Raw genomic sequence first — 15,390 nt, forward strand, 5'->3', positions numbered from 1 at the left:
TCAATAAACTCTGTTTCAGAATGATTCAGGGCGGAAGGAGATGAAAAGAATGAAAACAGGAATTCATCCAAAGTACAACAAAATCATGGTGAAATGCAGCTGTGGTAATGAGTTTGAAACTGGTTCTGTAAAAGAAGAGATGCGCGTTGAGACTTGTTCACAATGTCACCCATTCTATACGGGCCGTCAAAAATTCGCTGAAGCTGGTGGCCGTGTTGATCGTTTCAACAAAAAATACGGTCTTAAATAATCAAGATTGTCGAAGCAAACAGGCAAGTAGCTTATCTCTTGCCTGTTTTTTTACTTTTAAAAATACGGAATAAGTAAAATATTTCCACTGTGGGTGGAGAAATCTTTTTATATACATGTTCTACATAATTAAAGGTAGACTAGATAAAGTTAGTAGCGGTTCGCTCATAATGGAGTGATAGGAAGGGAGAGTCCCGCATGGTGTACGTAATGAAACAAAGCGGTTGGATTGAAGTAATTTGTGGAAGTATGTTCTCAGGGAAATCAGAAGAATTAATTCGTCGTGTTCGTCGCACGCAGTTTGCCAAGCAAAATGTGCAGGTGTTTAAGCCAGCAATCGATGATCGATATAGTGAAGAAGCGGTTGTATCACATAATGGAACATCAGTTATTGCCCATCCTATATCTATTTCTACTGACATTTTAGATATAGTTAGCGAAGCTACAGATGTAGTGGCGGTCGATGAGATTCAATTCTTTGATAATCAAATTGTTGAAGTTGTACAAGCTCTTGCAGATAAAGGGTTTCGTGTCATTGTAGCAGGACTTGATCAAGACTTTCGTGGTGAGCCTTTTGGACATGTACCTCAGCTGATGGCAATAGCTGAATCGGTTACAAAACTGCAAGCTGTTTGTGCATCATGTGGATCTCCAGCAAGTCGTACTCAACGTTTAATTAACGGAGAGCCAGCTTCTTATGATGATCCCATTATACTAGTGGGCGCATCAGAATCTTACGAACCTCGCTGTCGCCATTGTCATGTGGTGAAAAGTTCAAAAGCAGCAAGTAACTTTCAAGAACTAACCAAATAAAAAAGAGACTGGGACATAAGTAGTTCAGCCTCTACTATACCTGAACGATTGAGAGTTCATAACTTTTAATCGTTCAGGTTTTTTTGGTTGATTGTGAAAACAATGTTGGAAACAGGGTGGAATGGAGCGTAGGACACTCGACTCCTGCGGGAAAGAGAGGGAAAACGGAGATCCCGCAGCGCAGCGAGGAAGTTCAGGTTCCTCCCCGCGGAAAGCGAGTGACCGTAGCGCAATGGAACGAATGTGTTGAGACAAATCAAAGAGATGGGAACAGCTATTGTTTGTCTTTTAGAAGCCATCATTTTGTTATGTCCCAAACTCTTTTTTTTTATGGAACTGGATGAAAAGGGAGGAATGTGGAAAACTAACAAGATAGGAGGGGGATAGTATGAAACACTTAATTGCAATACTGTTTACCGCTTTTCTTTTAGCCGCATGTAACCAAGGAGACCAGCACCAAGACACTCAATCAAAAAAAGAGCGAGCTGAGCTTGAAAATTATGAAGAATTTACGGATCAAAACCCTAATTTTTTAAATACAACCAATGAACAAACTGCAGTAAAAGATGATGCTACCAAAATTGAAGAAATTATTAACGTCAAAACTCCTTATAAGGCTGGAAATATTGTTATTAGTGGAAAAGATGCGTGGGTGACAGTATACGTTGGAAAAGAATATAGCGCTCGCGAGAAAAACAAGATTATAAAAGATCTCAATGAGGTTTTCTATGAAGGTTTGCCTAGACTTCAATTTCATGTAAACGTCAAGCCATAATCCTTGGTAAAACTCACTTTGTTTTGACTGAATCCATGAGCTATACTATAATTAGAACGTTATGGATAAAAAATGAGGTGAATGACGTGTTTGATCGTTTAGAAGCCGTGGAGGCACGCTATGAGAAGTTGAATGAGCTTCTTAGCGACCCTGAAATCGTAAATGACCCATCTAAATTAAGAGAGTATTCAAAAGAACAATCAGATATACAAGAAACCGTTACGTGTTATCGAGAGTATAAAGAAGTAAAAGAGCAGCTGCAAGATGCAAAAGCAATGCTCGAAGAAAAGCTTGATGCTGATATGCGTGAGATGGTTAAAGAAGAAATTCAAGAGCTAGAGCCGCAAGCAGAAGAATTAGAAGATAAACTTCGCATTCTGTTAATCCCGAAAGATCCGAACGATGACAAAAACGTTATTATGGAGATTCGTGGTGCTGCAGGAGGCGATGAGGCAGCCTTATTTGCGGGTAACCTATACCGCATGTACGCACGCTTTGCCGAGGCTCAAGGCTGGAAAATTGACGTAATGGAAGCTAATACAACAGGTGTTGGTGGATATAAAGAAATTATTTTCATGATTAACGGTAAAGGTGCTTATTCAAAAATGAAGTTTGAAAACGGCGCACACCGTGTTCAACGTGTACCTGAAACGGAATCAGGTGGACGTATTCATACTTCAACAGCAACAGTTGCATGTCTACCGGAAGCTGAAGAGGTAGAGGTAGAAATTCATGAAAAAGATATTCGTGTTGATACGTTCGCATCTAGTGGACCAGGTGGACAAAGCGTAAATACAACCATGTCAGCTGTTCGTTTAACGCATTTACCTACGGGAACAGTTGTATCGTGTCAAGATGAAAAGTCACAGATTAAGAATAAAGAAAAAGCAATGAAGGTATTACGTGCACGTGTTTATGATAAGTTCCAGCAGGAAGCTCAAGCTGAATACGATGCAAATCGTAAGCAAGCAGTAGGTTCTGGGGATCGTTCAGAGCGTATTCGTACGTATAACTTCCCTCAAAACCGTGTAACGGATCATCGTATTGGTTTAACAATTCAAAAGCTTGATCAAATTCTAGAAGGTAAGCTAGATGAAATCATTGATGCATTAATCATGGAAGATCAAGCGAGAAGAATGGAAGATTCGAATTAACAATGAAAGTTTTTGAAGCCCTAAAATGGGCTTCTTCTTGTTTAAAAGAAGCGCAAAGAGATGAAAATGCTGGTGAGATGTTGTTGCTTCATCACCTTGGCATGACTCGAACTTACCTACTTGCTTCATTGCAAGAAGAAGTCCCAACGGAAATCATGCAAAAATTTCAGCATGATGTTAAAAAACATGTAGCTGGGATACCAGTACAATATCTCATTGGTTCGGAAGAGTTCTATGGAAGAACGTTTCAAGTAAATCAGGAAGTGCTTATACCGCGTCCGGAAACTGAAGAGCTTGTATTAGGCTTAATTGATCGTATGAAACAAAAGTTTGGACACGCTCCAATTCAGGCTGTTGATATTGGAACAGGTAGTGGTGCAATAGGTGTTACACTTGCTTTAGAAGTTCCAACGATAAAAATGACGTGCACAGATATTGCAGAAGAATCGCTAGCAGTAGCCAAAGAAAATGCTAAACGCTTGGGTGCGAAGGTTCAATTTTTACATGGAGATTTATTAAAGCCTTTTATTGAGGCATCTCAGCGATTTGATGTTGTCGTGTCTAACCCTCCATACATTCCTGATAGTGACGAACTATCAACCGTTGTGAAGGACTATGAGCCTAATCGAGCTCTTTTTGGTGGTCAAGACGGTTTGAATTTCTATCGACGTTTTATGGAAGAGCTCCCGCTTGTTATTAACAAACAGGGAATTATTGCATTTGAAGTAGGGTTTGGACAAGCTGATGCAGTATCAGATATGTTAAAAAAGCAGTTCCCTAATGCAAAAGTTGAAGTTGTTTTTGATATCAATGGAAAAGATCGAATGGTATTTGCTTCTTTATAAAAATAATAGATTTTAATAAGTTGCTAGTTTAGGATAGAAAATCATTGTCCATACTATCTTGTGAAGGGATGGTGGACATAATGAAAAAACAAGCAATTATTTATTTTCTTTTACTTATTATTGGAGCGAATATCCAAATTCTATATACAAATCAAAAGGTCGAGGCTACTGAGCCGATGGTTATTCCAGATGAAGCAATTCGTTTACGTATTCTTGCAAATAGCGATAGTAAGAAAGACCAGCATGTAAAACGATTAATTAGAGATGAAGTAAATGCACAAATTACTACATGGGTTCAAGAGTTAACGTCAGTGGAAGATGCAAGAGATGTAATTAAAAGCAACTTACCCACATTAGAAGCGATTGCTAAGAAAGTTATGAAAGAACAAGGTATGGATCAGATTATACACGTTGATTTTGGAAAGGTGAGCTTTCCAACCAAGCTATATGGTCAATTGCTTTATCCAGCTGGTGAATATGAAGCAGTTTTAATTACGTTAGGTGAAGGTGAAGGAGCAAACTGGTGGTGCGTACTGTTTCCACCTATGTGCTTTTTAGATTTCTCAAACGGGGAAGCTATTGAATCACCAATGCCTGAAGAAGAGCAGCCTGTGGAAAAGAAAGAAATGATAAAAGCGGTAGCTGAAGAAGTAGAGAAAGTAGATGCTAATCACACTGACCATTCAAACCTTGTTGCATCAACTTCAAATCTGGCACAAGAAGTAGCTGTAAAAGAAGCGAAAAAAGAAAAGCAGCAGGAGCAGTCTAGTAAAAAAGTACAGGAGAAAGAAGAAGAAGTAGAAGTGAAATTCTTTATTGTAGAACTAGCTTCATCTTTATTCAAATGATAGAAAATAAAAGTATACAGTTCTATTTGTTTCTCATATTTCATAGTTTTGTTACTAGAAACTAAAATGAGGTGATGAGAAATGAAGGAACAATTAAAGTTAGCAGAAGTGAAAGATTGTGGGCGAATTCAATCATTCTTAACAAAAGCAGGTATTAGTTCAGAAGGTGTAGCAGAAAGCATTCATCATTTTGTTATTATGGAAGATGAGAATGACGAGCTGTTAGCAACTGTTGGATTTGAAAAAGATGGAGAGCATGGGTTATTACGTTCTCTTGTTGTTTCACCTTCCCTCATGCGATCGGACATTCTATTGTTATTCAAAAGCATTGTACAGCTAGCTAAAAAAAATGATGTTCATCAATTATATTTAGTGACGAACAAGGCTTCGTCCGTACAGTTTTTTTCAATGATGAATTTTCAGCAAATCAGTTACGAAAATTTGCCAGATGGCTTGAAGTATCATTCTTATCTACGAAATCTTTCAAGCTTAGAGCAAGTATATGTAATGGCTTATCAAGATTGAATTTCACAAATGTGGATAAAGATAATCCACAAAGTTATTAACAAACAAACAAGCTTTATCCACATTTTGTGGATAAAGCTTGTTTGTTGCAACCGTCTATTGATAAAATAAATTAAAATCTTGTATAAATAGTAGGTAATAGAGATGTTTTTACCTATATATAGTTGTACCAATAGGAGTGAATGAAATGAACACAAAAATCTGGTCTGTGGATAAAGAAATGAAAAATCAAGATAGTTATCCACAGATAGAAGAAGCATCTTTGTTGTTAAGAAACCAAGAAGTCGTTGCGTTTCCTACAGAAACAGTCTATGGGTTAGGGGCAGATGCAACCTCTGAACAGGCTGTGGATAAAATTTTCAAAGCGAAAGGTCGTCCGAGTGATAACCCGCTTATTGTACACATTGGTGACGTGGAACAGTTAGATAGTATTGTAGCCGAGGTGTCAGAAACGGCTCGGGAAATAATGAAAGCTTTTTGGCCAGGACCTATTACGCTTATTTTTCCTAAAAAAGGATTTGTAGCAGAGAACGTTACGGCAGGTTTGGATAGCGTTGCCGTCCGAATGCCTTCGCATCCCGTAGCTCTAGCTTTATTAAAAAAAGCAAGTGTACCAGTAGCTGCACCAAGTGCAAACCTATCCGGAAAGCCAAGTCCAACAAGTGCTCAGCATGTTATGAACGATTTGGAAGGTAGAATTAGTGGAATTGTTGATGGTGGAACGACCGGAGTTGGTCTAGAATCTACGGTACTGGATTGTACGGAAGACATCCCAGTCATTTTACGTCCTGGTGGCGTTACAAAAGAACAATTAGAAGCTTTAATTGGAGAAGTAAGGGTAGACCAAGCTCTTAAAGATGAAAAGGAAGCGCCAAAATCTCCAGGAATGAAGTATACACATTATGCTCCTAATGCGCCGCTCATCATTGTGAAAGGTTCAGAGAAATTTTTACAGGAGCAAGTTGAGTATTTTCAAAAACAAGGAAAGAAAGTTGGAGTTTTAACAACCCATGAAAATAAAAACTCTTATCATGCAGATCAGATTTTAACTTGCGGCTATCGAGATAAGTTAGAAACGGTTGCGAGTGAACTTTATCATGTTTTACGTTCTTTTAACGACTATGACGTAGACGTTATTTTAAGTGAAAGCTTTCCTGAGCATGGAGTAGGTCAGGCTTTAATGAATCGGTTAGTGAAAGCGGCTGGTCATCAGTTTATTGTTCAATAATTTTAGATTCATCTTCTAAACCATTTCGTGCGTGCATAAGGTGAAATAGGCACGTCCGAGGAGGTTGAAGATGGATATTTCAGGATTAATTAGTGAACTGATTACATTAGTTATTATGGCATTTGCGTTAGGAATGGACGCCTTTTCGGTCGGACTCGGAATGGGTCTAGTCCGTTTACGCTTTCGCCAAATTTTTTACATCGGAGTAATAATAGGTCTTTTCCATATATGGATGCCCCTTTTGGGTATGTTTATTGGAAAACTGTTGTCTGATAAGCTGGGAATGTTAGCTACATATGGTGGAGGCGTATTACTTCTCATATTAGGAATACAAATGATTTACTCATCCTTCAAGCGTGACGAAGAGCCGTTTATTAAACCTGTAGGATGGGGATTAATTATCTTTGCATTGAGCGTTAGCTTAGATAGTTTTTCTGTGGGCTTAAGCCTTGGGATTTTTGGAGCAAGAACATTTTTAACAATTATGATTTTCGGCGTAGTAAGTATGCTGTTAACATGGTTAGGTCTTTTGCTTGGAAGACGTGTTCAAGGTTGGTTAGGTTCGTACAGTGAAGCGTTAGGGGGAAGCATTCTCCTTGCATTTGGAATCAAGCTTCTTTTTCAATTATAAATAGCTTATTAATTTAATACTCTAAAAAAGCAAGCTCTATTAGCATAGAGCTTGCTTTTTTATGCTTACATTTAATGAAAAGTATCATAGGTCATGGGTGTTGAACTCTTCTATCTATTAAGGATAAAATAAAGGAAATGTAAAAAGGGATTATTAGTAGTAAGATAAGGAGGGATTTTAGATTGAAAAAAGTCTTATTTGTTTGTACAGGAAATACATGTCGAAGTCCTATGGCGGCAGCTTGGTTAAGCAGTCAAAAAAAGCGTGGAATAGAAGTAAAATCAGCGGGTTTATTTGCAATGGACGGTCAACCGATTTCTGCGCATGCAGCAGCAGTTTTAGCGCAGCAAGGTATTGATTCATCGCATACATCATCTAGTATTACAAGAGAAATGTTAGATTGGGCAACTCATATTTTTACTATGACAAGTAGTCATAAACAGATGCTGGCAAACCAAGCTCCAGATACTATAGACAAGCTGTTTACGCTAAAAGAATTTGTAGGTGAAAATGGAGACGTTGTCGACCCTTACGGAGGCGATTTATCTGTTTACCAAATGACATTTGAAGAAATGCAGCAGCTTATTAATCGAGCTGTTAAAAAATTAGAAAATTAAAAATGCTAGCTATAAAAGTTACTTTTAATAGCTTATAAGGAGGATCCAATATGAAAGTAGCGATTGCATCAGATCACGGTGGTATAAATATTCGAAAAGAAATTATGCAGTTAATGGAAGAACTAAATGTTGAGTATGTTGACTTAGGCTGTGAGTGCAGTGATTCAGTAGATTATCCAGACTATGCAATTCCAGTTGCTGAAAAAGTAGCAGGTGGAGAGGTTGATAAAGGAATTCTAATTTGTGGAACAGGAATTGGAATGAGTATTGCTGCGAATAAAGTAAAAGGTGTTCGCTGTGCACTTGTCCACGATACGTTTAGCGCAAGGGCGACCAGAGAACATAATGACACAAATGTACTAGCGATGGGTGAGCGTGTAATTGGCCCAGGTTTAGCTAGAGATATTGCTAAGATATGGTTAACAACGGATTTTGAAGGCGGACGTCATGAGAATCGTGTCAACAAAATTAAAGCATATGAAAAGTAAATGATGTAAAGGAGGCGCTTTAGAATGTCTAATGCTCAAGATTGGGCTCGGGAATTAGAAGTTGTGCTAGCAGATTTTTCACAACAGGTAACACTTCAGCAAGATAGTTTGTTTGTAGTTGGGTGCAGTACAAGTGAAGTTGTTGGAGAGCGAATCGGAACATCAGGAACTGAAGAAGCAGCTGAGGTAATCTATGGTAAGCTTCAAGAGTTTGCAAAGGAAAAAGGCATCGATTTAGCGTTTCAATGCTGTGAACATTTAAATCGAGCGCTGGTGGTAGAACGAAAAACCGCGTTAAAGCAAAACTTAGATCTTGTAACGGTTATCCCAGTTCGAAAAGCAGGTGGAGCAATGGCTACGTACGCATATCATCATTTCAATGACCCTGTTATTGTTGAATTTATTAAAGCCGATGCAGGTATTGATATTGGGGATACGTTTATTGGTATGCACTTAAAGCATGTGGCTGTTCCTGTTAGGTGTTCCCTTAAACAAATTGGCCAAGCGCACATGACTATTGCTTATACTCGACCAAAACTAATTGGTGGACCTAGAGCTATTTACGAACGATTGTAAATAAATATATTAATATAATGCACATTTTTTGTTTTTTATTCTAAATAAACCATGTTACAATGTAGATGAATTAATAAAAAACGAACATTGTTCATACGAAACGAAACGAGGAGAGGATTTCGATGGAGAAAAAGTTAGTGCAGCAAGATCCAGCAGTTTATAATGCAATTCAAGATGAATTAGGGCGTCAACGCACAAAAATTGAGTTAATTGCATCAGAAAACTTCGTTACAACGGCAGTAATGGAAGCTCAAGGTTCTGTACTTACAAATAAATATGCAGAAGGTTATCCAGCAAAGCGTTATTATGGTGGCTGCGAGCACGTAGACGTAGTGGAAGACTTAGCTCGTGACCGTGCAAAAGAAATCTTTGGTGCGGAGCATGTGAACGTTCAACCTCACTCAGGTGCTCAAGCAAACATGGCTGTATACTTTACAATTTTAGAGACAGGAGATACGGTTCTTGGTATGAACTTATCTCACGGTGGACATTTAACGCACGGTAGTCCGGTAAACTTCAGCGGTGTGCAGTACAATTTCATAGAATATGGTGTAGATGCAGACACACATCGTATTAACTATGAAGATGTATTAGAAAAAGCACGCACTCATAAACCAAAGCTGATCGTTGCTGGTGCTAGTGCGTACCCTCGTGAAATTGACTTTAAGAAATTCCGTGAAATTGCAGATGAAGTGGGAGCATATTTAATGGTAGACATGGCTCACATTGCTGGACTTGTAGCAGCTGGCCTTCATCCAAACCCGGTTCCACATGCTCATTTCGTTACAACAACTACGCATAAAACATTACGCGGGCCACGTGGTGGAATGATTTTATGTAAAGAAGAATTTGCAAAAGCAATTGATAAATCAATCTTTCCTGGAATCCAAGGTGGACCATTAATGCACGTTATTGCTGCTAAAGCAGTAGCGTTCGGTGAAGCGTTACAAGCTGAATTTAAGCAGTATGCACAAAATATCATCGACAATGCAAATCGCTTAGCAGAAGGGCTAACAAAAGAAGGCTTTAAGTTAGTTTCTGGCGGTACAGATAACCACCTCGTTCTAATTGATGTAAGTTCAATGGGATTAACGGGTAAAGTTGCTGAAAAAGCGTTAGATGAAGTTGGAATTACAACGAATAAAAACACGATTCCTTACGACCAACAAAGTCCATTTGTAACAAGTGGAATTCGTATCGGAACAGCTGCTGTGACAACTCGTGGATTCGGTGCTGAAGAAATGGATGAAATTGCTGCTATCATTGGCTTAACACTAAAGAATATTGATAATGAAGAAAAGTTAGCGGAAGCAACAGCTCGTGTAGAAGCATTAACAAGCAAGTTTGAAATGTATGCATCTTTATAATCTATAAGAAATAGTAAAATGCGAAAAGAAAAGTTGGGGATTTACCCAGCTTTTCTTTTTGTGTCAACGTTTCAAGATGAATGATGTGGTTACACTATTGTTATAGAAAAATATCTATTTTTGGATTAAGCTTGAACTCAAAAATAATTTTCTGTAAAATAGATGCAATGCTTAAGTTATGTTAACGTTATCGTTTTTTTTAAAAAGTAGGTACCATTCAAGCGCTTGAATGGTATTTCAATGTGGACATTTTTAAATTCAAAGGAGAGATTTCAGTGGGCAAAGTATACGTATTCGATCATCCTCTTATTCAACACAAATTAACATACATACGTGATGTAAAAACGGGAACAAAAGAATTCCGTGAGTTAGTAGACGAAGTAGCAAGCTTAATGGCTTTTGAAGCAACTCGTGATTTACCTTTACAAGATGTGGAAATTGAAACGCCAGTATGCAAAACGACTTCAAAAGTAATCGCTGGTAAAAAACTAGGGATTGTACCAATTTTACGTGCAGGTATCGGAATGGTTGATGGTTTCTTAAAATTAATGCCGGCAGCAAAAGTGGGGCATGTTGGCTTGTACCGTGATCCAGAAACACTTCAACCAGTGGAATACTATGTTAAATTACCAAATGATGTAGAAGAGCGTGATTTTATTGTTGTAGATCCGATGCTTGCAACGGGTGGTTCAGCAGTAGAAGCTATTAATTCATTGAAAAAGCGTGGCGCAAAAAACATTAAATTTATGTGCTTAATCGCTTCTCCAGAAGGAGTAGAAATCGTAAAAGAAGCACATCCAGATGTTGATATTTATATCGCAGCTTTAGATGAAAAATTAAATGACCATGGTTATATCGTTCCAGGTTTAGGAGATGCGGGAGACCGTTTATTTGGTACAAAATAATTTCTCAGATACGGGTGATAAATAATGAAGCAACCAGTTAAAGTAATGACGATATTTGGTACTAGACCGGAAGCTATTAAAATGGCGCCACTTGTTCTTGAGCTAAAGAAGCGTCCCAAGGAATTTGAAGCAATTGTGACCGTTACTGCTCAGCACCGTCAAATGCTGGATCAAGTGCTATCCATTTTTGATATCGAACCAGATTATGACTTAAACATTATGAAAGACCGTCAAACATTAATGGATGTAACAACTAGAGGATTAGAAGGTTTAAACGATGTGATGCAAAAAGTAAAGCCGGATATTGTGTTGGTTCATGGAGATACAACAACAACATTTATTGCTGGACTAGCAGCGTTTTATAACCAAATTCCTGTAGGCCATGTAGAAGCAGGTCTTCGCACATGGAATAAATATTCACCTTATCCTGAAGAGATGAATCGCCAGTTGACGGGTGTACTAGCAGATTTACACTTTGCTCCAACAACGAAGTCTTCTGTTAATTTGAAAACAGAAAACAAGAATGAAGAAAACATTTTTGTGACAGGAAACACAGCTATTGATGCGCTAAAAACAACTGTAAAAGATTCGTATGAGCATGAAGTCTTACGTAATCTTGGCAGCGATCGCCTTATCTTATTAACCGCTCACCGTCGTGAAAATTTAGGTGAGCCAATGAAAAACATGTTTAGAGCGGTAAAGCGTATTGTAACTGAACATGATGACGTACAAGTTGTCTATCCTGTGCATCTAAATCCTGTTGTACGTGAAACAGCTAATGATATATTGGGCGATGATGATCGCATTCATCTTATCGAACCGTTAGATGTAATCGACTTCCATAACTTTGCGAATCGAGCACACCTCATTTTAACGGATTCCGGTGGCGTTCAGGAGGAAGCACCTTCTCTTGGTGTACCCGTATTAGTATTGCGTGATACAACGGAGCGTCCAGAGGGCATTGAAGCAGGAACGTTAAAGTTAGCTGGCACAGAAGAAGAAACTATTTACAACTTAGCTAAAGAGTTATTAATCGACAAAGCTGTTTATGAAACAATGTCTAAAGCATCTAATCCTTACGGAGACGGCCATGCCTCTGAGCGTATTTGCGATGCGATTAGCTACTACTTTAAACATCGTGAAGAAAGACCTGAAGAATTTAAGCCACTATAAAAAATAAATCTAACACCTCTCACATGAATGCGGTCTCTTTGTGACACGCTATGTAGAGAGGTGTTTTTATGTGGAAAATAACCATTTTATTACTGTCAATTTTTGGAATAAACAGCACAAGCACGTACGGTGAAAGTGTAGAGTTTCCAGATATTCAATCATTTGAAAAACAGGTGCAAAAAACATACATTCTCATGCTGAACGAGCAGAATGTAGCGATTGCCAAACAAGAAATAAAAAAAAAGTATCCAAATGTGAGCATTAACCACGAGTTTCGGGAGGTATTTACAGGGCTCTCCGTATCGGGGACTTTATATGACTTACAAAGACTTCGAGAAGAACCTTATATTGATAGTTCGCATGCTTCTGTTTCGTATCATGCAAAAAATGAAGGAAGTGCATCCTACATTGGCAGTGAAAAGGTAAGGGGCATGTTTGATAAGAAAAACCAGCGCTTGACGGGTCGAGGGATAAAGGTTGGAATAATTGATACTGGAATTGACTTTAATCATCCTGATTTAAAGTCAAATTATCGAGGTGGCTATGACGTTGTGGACCAAGATTATTCTCCAATGGAAACAGTAAGCAAGCAAGGAGAACCTACGCTTCATGGTACCCATGTGGCCGGTATTATAGGAGCAAACGGGAAGATGCGCGGAGTAGCACCCGAAGCTGAAATTTATGCCTACCGAGCCCTAGGTCCGGGTGGGTCTGGCTCGTCTGAAAATGTTATTCTAGCTGTTGAAAAAGCAATTCAAGATGGGGTCGATGTCATTAACTTATCGTTAGGAAATGACATTAATGGTCCAGATTTACCTACAAGCTTAGCGTTAAATAAAGCTGTTGAAAAAGGGATTGTAGCAGTAACTTCTAGCGGTAATTCAGGGCCTGGTTTGTGGACCGTAGGCTCTCCTGGAACGGCTCAACAAGCTATTTCGGTTGGTGCTTCAGTTTCTCCGACACGTATTCCATTTATAAAAATGGAAAAGTTATCACAGCAAATTTCTCTATCTCCTTTACCAAATGCCGCGAAGTGGGATATTGATCAGACAATTGTATTAACGGACGCAGGAAGCGGAAGGGAAGTGTCATATTTTGGAAACAAAGTTGTCCTTATGAAAACGGGAGAAATCTCTCTGTCGAAAAAAATCAGTAAAGCTGAAAAAGCTGGAGCTAAAGCTGTAATTGTATACCATGCTATTAATGGAGTGGTAGACGAGAGTGTAAGTGAATCGTTTTCAATTCCAGTAGTGATGGTTTCGAGTGATGTAGGAGAATCCATAAAGAAAGAAATTCAAAAAGGGAACGTGTATGCATTCGCTTCTATGAAAACTGTAGAAGACATCATTACTCCTTTTAGCTCCAGAGGTCCAGTTACGAGCACCTGGGATATCAAACCTGATGTGGTAGCACCAGGTTACCAAATTAGGAGTACGGTACCGAACGGGTATGAGCCTTTAAATGGAACAAGCATGGCAGCACCTCACGTAGCGGGAGCCTGTGCGTTACTTTTACAGGCTCACCCCAATTGGTCTCCAGAACAAGTAAAAGCGGCACTTATGAGTACGGCAAAGCCAATTCGTAACTTAAAGGGTGAGCTCTATCACTCGTATGAACAAGGAGCAGGAAGAATTCAAGTGGAACGTGCTGTAAAGGCAACAACGCTGTTATCACCTAGCACGCTGTCGTTTGGAGTTTTTGAAGGACAAAGTAACAAAAGGATTAAAATGCGTATTTTTAATGAGGCGAATTACAAAAACGTTTATCATGTTACGCCTCCAACAAAAACGTTTGGAGAAATTTGGAGAGTGCCGCTTTCTTTCACATTGAAGCCGAAAGAAACGAAGACCATTGCAGTTGATCTTCAGGTAAACAGCCATCAAAAGAAAAAAGGCATATATGATGGGCGTTTAGAAATTCGTGATTCACGTGAAACAATATCAATACCCTATTTGTATATGGTTGAAAAGCCAAATTATCCTCGTGTTATGGGACTACAGGCCGTACAGGGAAGTGACGAAAAAACGTATCTATACGAATTGTTTTTGCCTGAAGGAGCAGATGAATTTGGCATTGCTGTTTATGACATAGACACCCTTCGGTTTGTCTCTTATTTAGATGTAGATAAAAAACTAGAAAGAGGGATGTTAAAACGGAAAATTCAGCTGCAGGAAGAGTTGCCTAAAGGTGAGTATAAAGTGTTCGCATACGCTAAAAAAGATGGTAAAACAGAGGTAGCAAACGCAGGGCTAGTAATTGAGTAAAAGGGCGTAAAACCAAGGTTTTACGCCCTTTTACATTGTTCTTATTTAAATATGAAATATGTGTGGCAAAAATGTGAACATCCCTTTTTAGATTGTGAAGTTTTTAGCTTAAACACATTGACATTAAATATGCGCTATTGTATGCTAACAATGGATATAAATGATAAGGTTTTCAACACTTGAAAATCAAGGTTCGCTTGTGTTTTTGACTAACTGTTTTTAACTTTTTTTGGTAATTTATACATAAGCTCGCATATTTTTAGAGTAGAGTATGTAGATTTTTTTGAAAAAAAGGATTTACCAAAAAGGGGTTTTCTAAATGACTAAGCAAAAACGGCATTCATTACAAGCGATTGCATTGATGTCCACCATTCTTTCTCAGTTAGCAGGTTCCGTATTAATCGGTCTATTTGGTGGCAAATGGATTGATGGAAAAGTTGGGACTGAGCCACTTTTTTTAGTTTTAGGCCTTCTTTTAGGGCTTGCAGTTGGCGTCTATGCCATGCTGCGTACAGTCCGACAATTTTTTTCAGGAGATTAATAATCCATGCAAGAATTGCAACATTTATTTCCAAGACTTCGATCCTACATATTTTATTTACTAGCACTATACGTTCTCGGATGGGGATTTACTCCGTATCAAACCGTGTTTTTAGGCCTGATTTTAGGTACAGCACTCAGTTTGTATAACCTTTGGGTTTTAGTAAGAAGGGCTAAACAGTTTGGACAAGCGCTGGATGAAGGAAAACGACCTCGTTCAGTAGGAACATTTGCAAGGTTTGCAACCGCTGCTCTAGCAGTTGTAATTACAATCTCTTATCCAAATACTTTTCATATTATTGGTGTAGTTATGGGATTAATGACATCCTATCTTGTCATTATCATAGATTTAGTTGTTCAAAATATACGCAGGAGATGGGAAGAGAGGTGAA

19 protein-coding genes are annotated in these 15,390 nt (G+C 38.5%); all 19 read left to right on the forward strand.

Annotated features, from left to right (window positions below; translation table 11 throughout):
• Positions 1–49 precede the first annotated feature (49 nt).
• The 19 genes from rpmE to AC1UFB_RS06765 all read left to right on the forward strand — a co-directional run bounded on the left by rpmE (position 50) and on the right by AC1UFB_RS06765 (position 15,389).
• A complete protein-coding gene (rpmE, locus tag AC1UFB_RS06675; protein WP_025908738.1) occupies positions 50–250 on the forward strand; it encodes a 50S ribosomal protein L31 in 201 nt (66 codons plus the stop codon).
• A gap of 200 nt (positions 251–450) precedes the next feature.
• A complete protein-coding gene (locus AC1UFB_RS06680) occupies positions 451–1,062 on the forward strand; it encodes a thymidine kinase (RefSeq protein ID WP_100348135.1) in 612 nt (203 codons plus the stop codon).
• A gap of 116 nt (positions 1,063–1,178) precedes the next feature.
• The gene (locus tag AC1UFB_RS06685; protein ID WP_482588828.1) at positions 1,179–1,406 is read left to right on the forward strand and encodes a hypothetical protein; all 228 of its coding nucleotides are present in this window, start codon (positions 1,179–1,181) and stop codon (positions 1,404–1,406) included.
• A 44-nt stretch (positions 1,407–1,450) separates the two neighbouring features.
• Positions 1,451–1,837, forward strand: a complete 387-nt coding sequence (locus AC1UFB_RS06690) for a hypothetical protein (RefSeq protein ID WP_100346567.1) — start codon at positions 1,451–1,453, stop codon at positions 1,835–1,837.
• Between the two features lie 86 nt (positions 1,838–1,923).
• A complete protein-coding gene (gene prfA, locus AC1UFB_RS06695; RefSeq protein ID WP_482588830.1) occupies positions 1,924–2,991 on the forward strand; it encodes a peptide chain release factor 1 in 1,068 nt (355 codons plus the stop codon).
• Between the two features lie 2 nt (positions 2,992–2,993).
• Positions 2,994–3,836, forward strand: a complete 843-nt coding sequence (gene prmC, locus AC1UFB_RS06700) for a peptide chain release factor N(5)-glutamine methyltransferase (protein WP_061785825.1) — start codon at positions 2,994–2,996, stop codon at positions 3,834–3,836.
• Between the two features lie 80 nt (positions 3,837–3,916).
• Positions 3,917–4,684, forward strand: a complete 768-nt coding sequence (spoIIR, locus tag AC1UFB_RS06705; RefSeq protein ID WP_061785826.1) for a stage II sporulation protein R — start codon at positions 3,917–3,919, stop codon at positions 4,682–4,684.
• An 81-nt stretch (positions 4,685–4,765) separates the two neighbouring features.
• Entirely contained in the window at positions 4,766–5,209 is a 444-nt protein-coding gene (locus AC1UFB_RS06710; RefSeq protein ID WP_061785827.1) for a GNAT family N-acetyltransferase, read from the forward strand.
• Between the two features lie 187 nt (positions 5,210–5,396).
• Positions 5,397–6,437, forward strand: coding sequence for an L-threonylcarbamoyladenylate synthase (locus AC1UFB_RS06715; protein WP_061785828.1), 1,041 nt, complete (start codon positions 5,397–5,399; stop codon positions 6,435–6,437).
• Between the two features lie 70 nt (positions 6,438–6,507).
• On the forward strand, positions 6,508–7,068 hold the full coding sequence (locus AC1UFB_RS06720) for a manganese efflux pump MntP (RefSeq protein WP_076512295.1): 561 nt from the start codon (positions 6,508–6,510) through the stop codon (positions 7,066–7,068).
• A 182-nt stretch (positions 7,069–7,250) separates the two neighbouring features.
• Positions 7,251–7,685 carry a low molecular weight protein arginine phosphatase gene (locus AC1UFB_RS06725; RefSeq protein ID WP_076512296.1) on the forward strand — a complete coding sequence of 145 codons (435 nt, stop codon included), beginning with the start codon at positions 7,251–7,253 and terminating at the stop codon, positions 7,683–7,685.
• Positions 7,686–7,735: 50 nt separating this feature from the next.
• Positions 7,736–8,173, forward strand: coding sequence for a ribose 5-phosphate isomerase B (gene rpiB, locus AC1UFB_RS06730; protein WP_061785830.1), 438 nt, complete (start codon positions 7,736–7,738; stop codon positions 8,171–8,173).
• Positions 8,174–8,197: 24 nt separating this feature from the next.
• A complete protein-coding gene (locus AC1UFB_RS06735; protein WP_025908749.1) occupies positions 8,198–8,749 on the forward strand; it encodes a TIGR01440 family protein in 552 nt (183 codons plus the stop codon).
• Between the two features lie 122 nt (positions 8,750–8,871).
• Positions 8,872–10,116 (forward strand): serine hydroxymethyltransferase, encoded by a 1,245-nt coding sequence (locus AC1UFB_RS06740; protein WP_025908750.1) that lies wholly within the window; start codon positions 8,872–8,874, stop codon positions 10,114–10,116.
• Positions 10,117–10,391: 275 nt separating this feature from the next.
• Positions 10,392–11,021, forward strand: a complete 630-nt coding sequence (upp, locus tag AC1UFB_RS06745) for a uracil phosphoribosyltransferase (RefSeq protein ID WP_025908751.1) — start codon at positions 10,392–10,394, stop codon at positions 11,019–11,021.
• Positions 11,022–11,045: 24 nt separating this feature from the next.
• Positions 11,046–12,194: a non-hydrolyzing UDP-N-acetylglucosamine 2-epimerase gene (gene wecB, locus AC1UFB_RS06750; protein ID WP_025908752.1), complete on the forward strand. Its 1,149-nt coding sequence runs from the start codon at positions 11,046–11,048 to the stop codon at positions 12,192–12,194.
• 68 nt (positions 12,195–12,262) lie between these two features.
• On the forward strand, positions 12,263–14,458 hold the full coding sequence (locus AC1UFB_RS06755; protein WP_482588835.1) for a S8 family serine peptidase: 2,196 nt from the start codon (positions 12,263–12,265) through the stop codon (positions 14,456–14,458).
• A 319-nt stretch (positions 14,459–14,777) separates the two neighbouring features.
• Positions 14,778–14,999: an AtpZ/AtpI family protein gene (locus tag AC1UFB_RS06760; RefSeq protein ID WP_025908754.1), complete on the forward strand. Its 222-nt coding sequence runs from the start codon at positions 14,778–14,780 to the stop codon at positions 14,997–14,999.
• A gap of 6 nt (positions 15,000–15,005) precedes the next feature.
• Positions 15,006–15,389, forward strand: a complete 384-nt coding sequence (locus AC1UFB_RS06765; protein ID WP_025908755.1) for an ATP synthase subunit I — start codon at positions 15,006–15,008, stop codon at positions 15,387–15,389.
• The last annotated feature ends 1 nt before the right edge of the window (position 15,390 follow it).

The sequence above is a fragment of the Priestia sp. KCTC 13724 genome, from assembly GCF_056820425.1.

What these genes read in the sequence shown, in the direction of transcription:
- spoIIR (WP_061785826.1), top strand. Translation starts at nt 3,917, where the DNA reads ATGAAAAAACAAGCAATTATTTATTTTCTTTTACTTATTATTGGAGCG.
- AC1UFB_RS06755 (WP_482588835.1), top strand. Translation starts at nt 12,263, where the DNA reads ATGTGGAAAATAACCATTTTATTACTGTCAATTTTTGGAATAAACAGC.
- wecB (WP_025908752.1), top strand. Translation starts at nt 11,046, where the DNA reads ATGAAGCAACCAGTTAAAGTAATGACGATATTTGGTACTAGACCGGAA.
- AC1UFB_RS06765 (WP_025908755.1), top strand. Translation starts at nt 15,006, where the DNA reads ATGCAAGAATTGCAACATTTATTTCCAAGACTTCGATCCTACATATTT.
- rpiB (WP_061785830.1), top strand. Translation starts at nt 7,736, where the DNA reads ATGAAAGTAGCGATTGCATCAGATCACGGTGGTATAAATATTCGAAAA.
- AC1UFB_RS06740 (WP_025908750.1), top strand. Translation starts at nt 8,872, where the DNA reads ATGGAGAAAAAGTTAGTGCAGCAAGATCCAGCAGTTTATAATGCAATT.
- AC1UFB_RS06715 (WP_061785828.1), top strand. Translation starts at nt 5,397, where the DNA reads ATGAACACAAAAATCTGGTCTGTGGATAAAGAAATGAAAAATCAAGAT.
- AC1UFB_RS06720 (WP_076512295.1), top strand. Translation starts at nt 6,508, where the DNA reads ATGGATATTTCAGGATTAATTAGTGAACTGATTACATTAGTTATTATG.
- AC1UFB_RS06735 (WP_025908749.1), top strand. Translation starts at nt 8,198, where the DNA reads ATGTCTAATGCTCAAGATTGGGCTCGGGAATTAGAAGTTGTGCTAGCA.
- prmC (WP_061785825.1), top strand. Translation starts at nt 2,994, where the DNA reads ATGAAAGTTTTTGAAGCCCTAAAATGGGCTTCTTCTTGTTTAAAAGAA.
- AC1UFB_RS06690 (WP_100346567.1), top strand. Translation starts at nt 1,451, where the DNA reads ATGAAACACTTAATTGCAATACTGTTTACCGCTTTTCTTTTAGCCGCA.
- AC1UFB_RS06710 (WP_061785827.1), top strand. Translation starts at nt 4,766, where the DNA reads ATGAAGGAACAATTAAAGTTAGCAGAAGTGAAAGATTGTGGGCGAATT.
- rpmE (WP_025908738.1), top strand. Translation starts at nt 50, where the DNA reads ATGAAAACAGGAATTCATCCAAAGTACAACAAAATCATGGTGAAATGC.
- AC1UFB_RS06760 (WP_025908754.1), top strand. Translation starts at nt 14,778, where the DNA reads ATGACTAAGCAAAAACGGCATTCATTACAAGCGATTGCATTGATGTCC.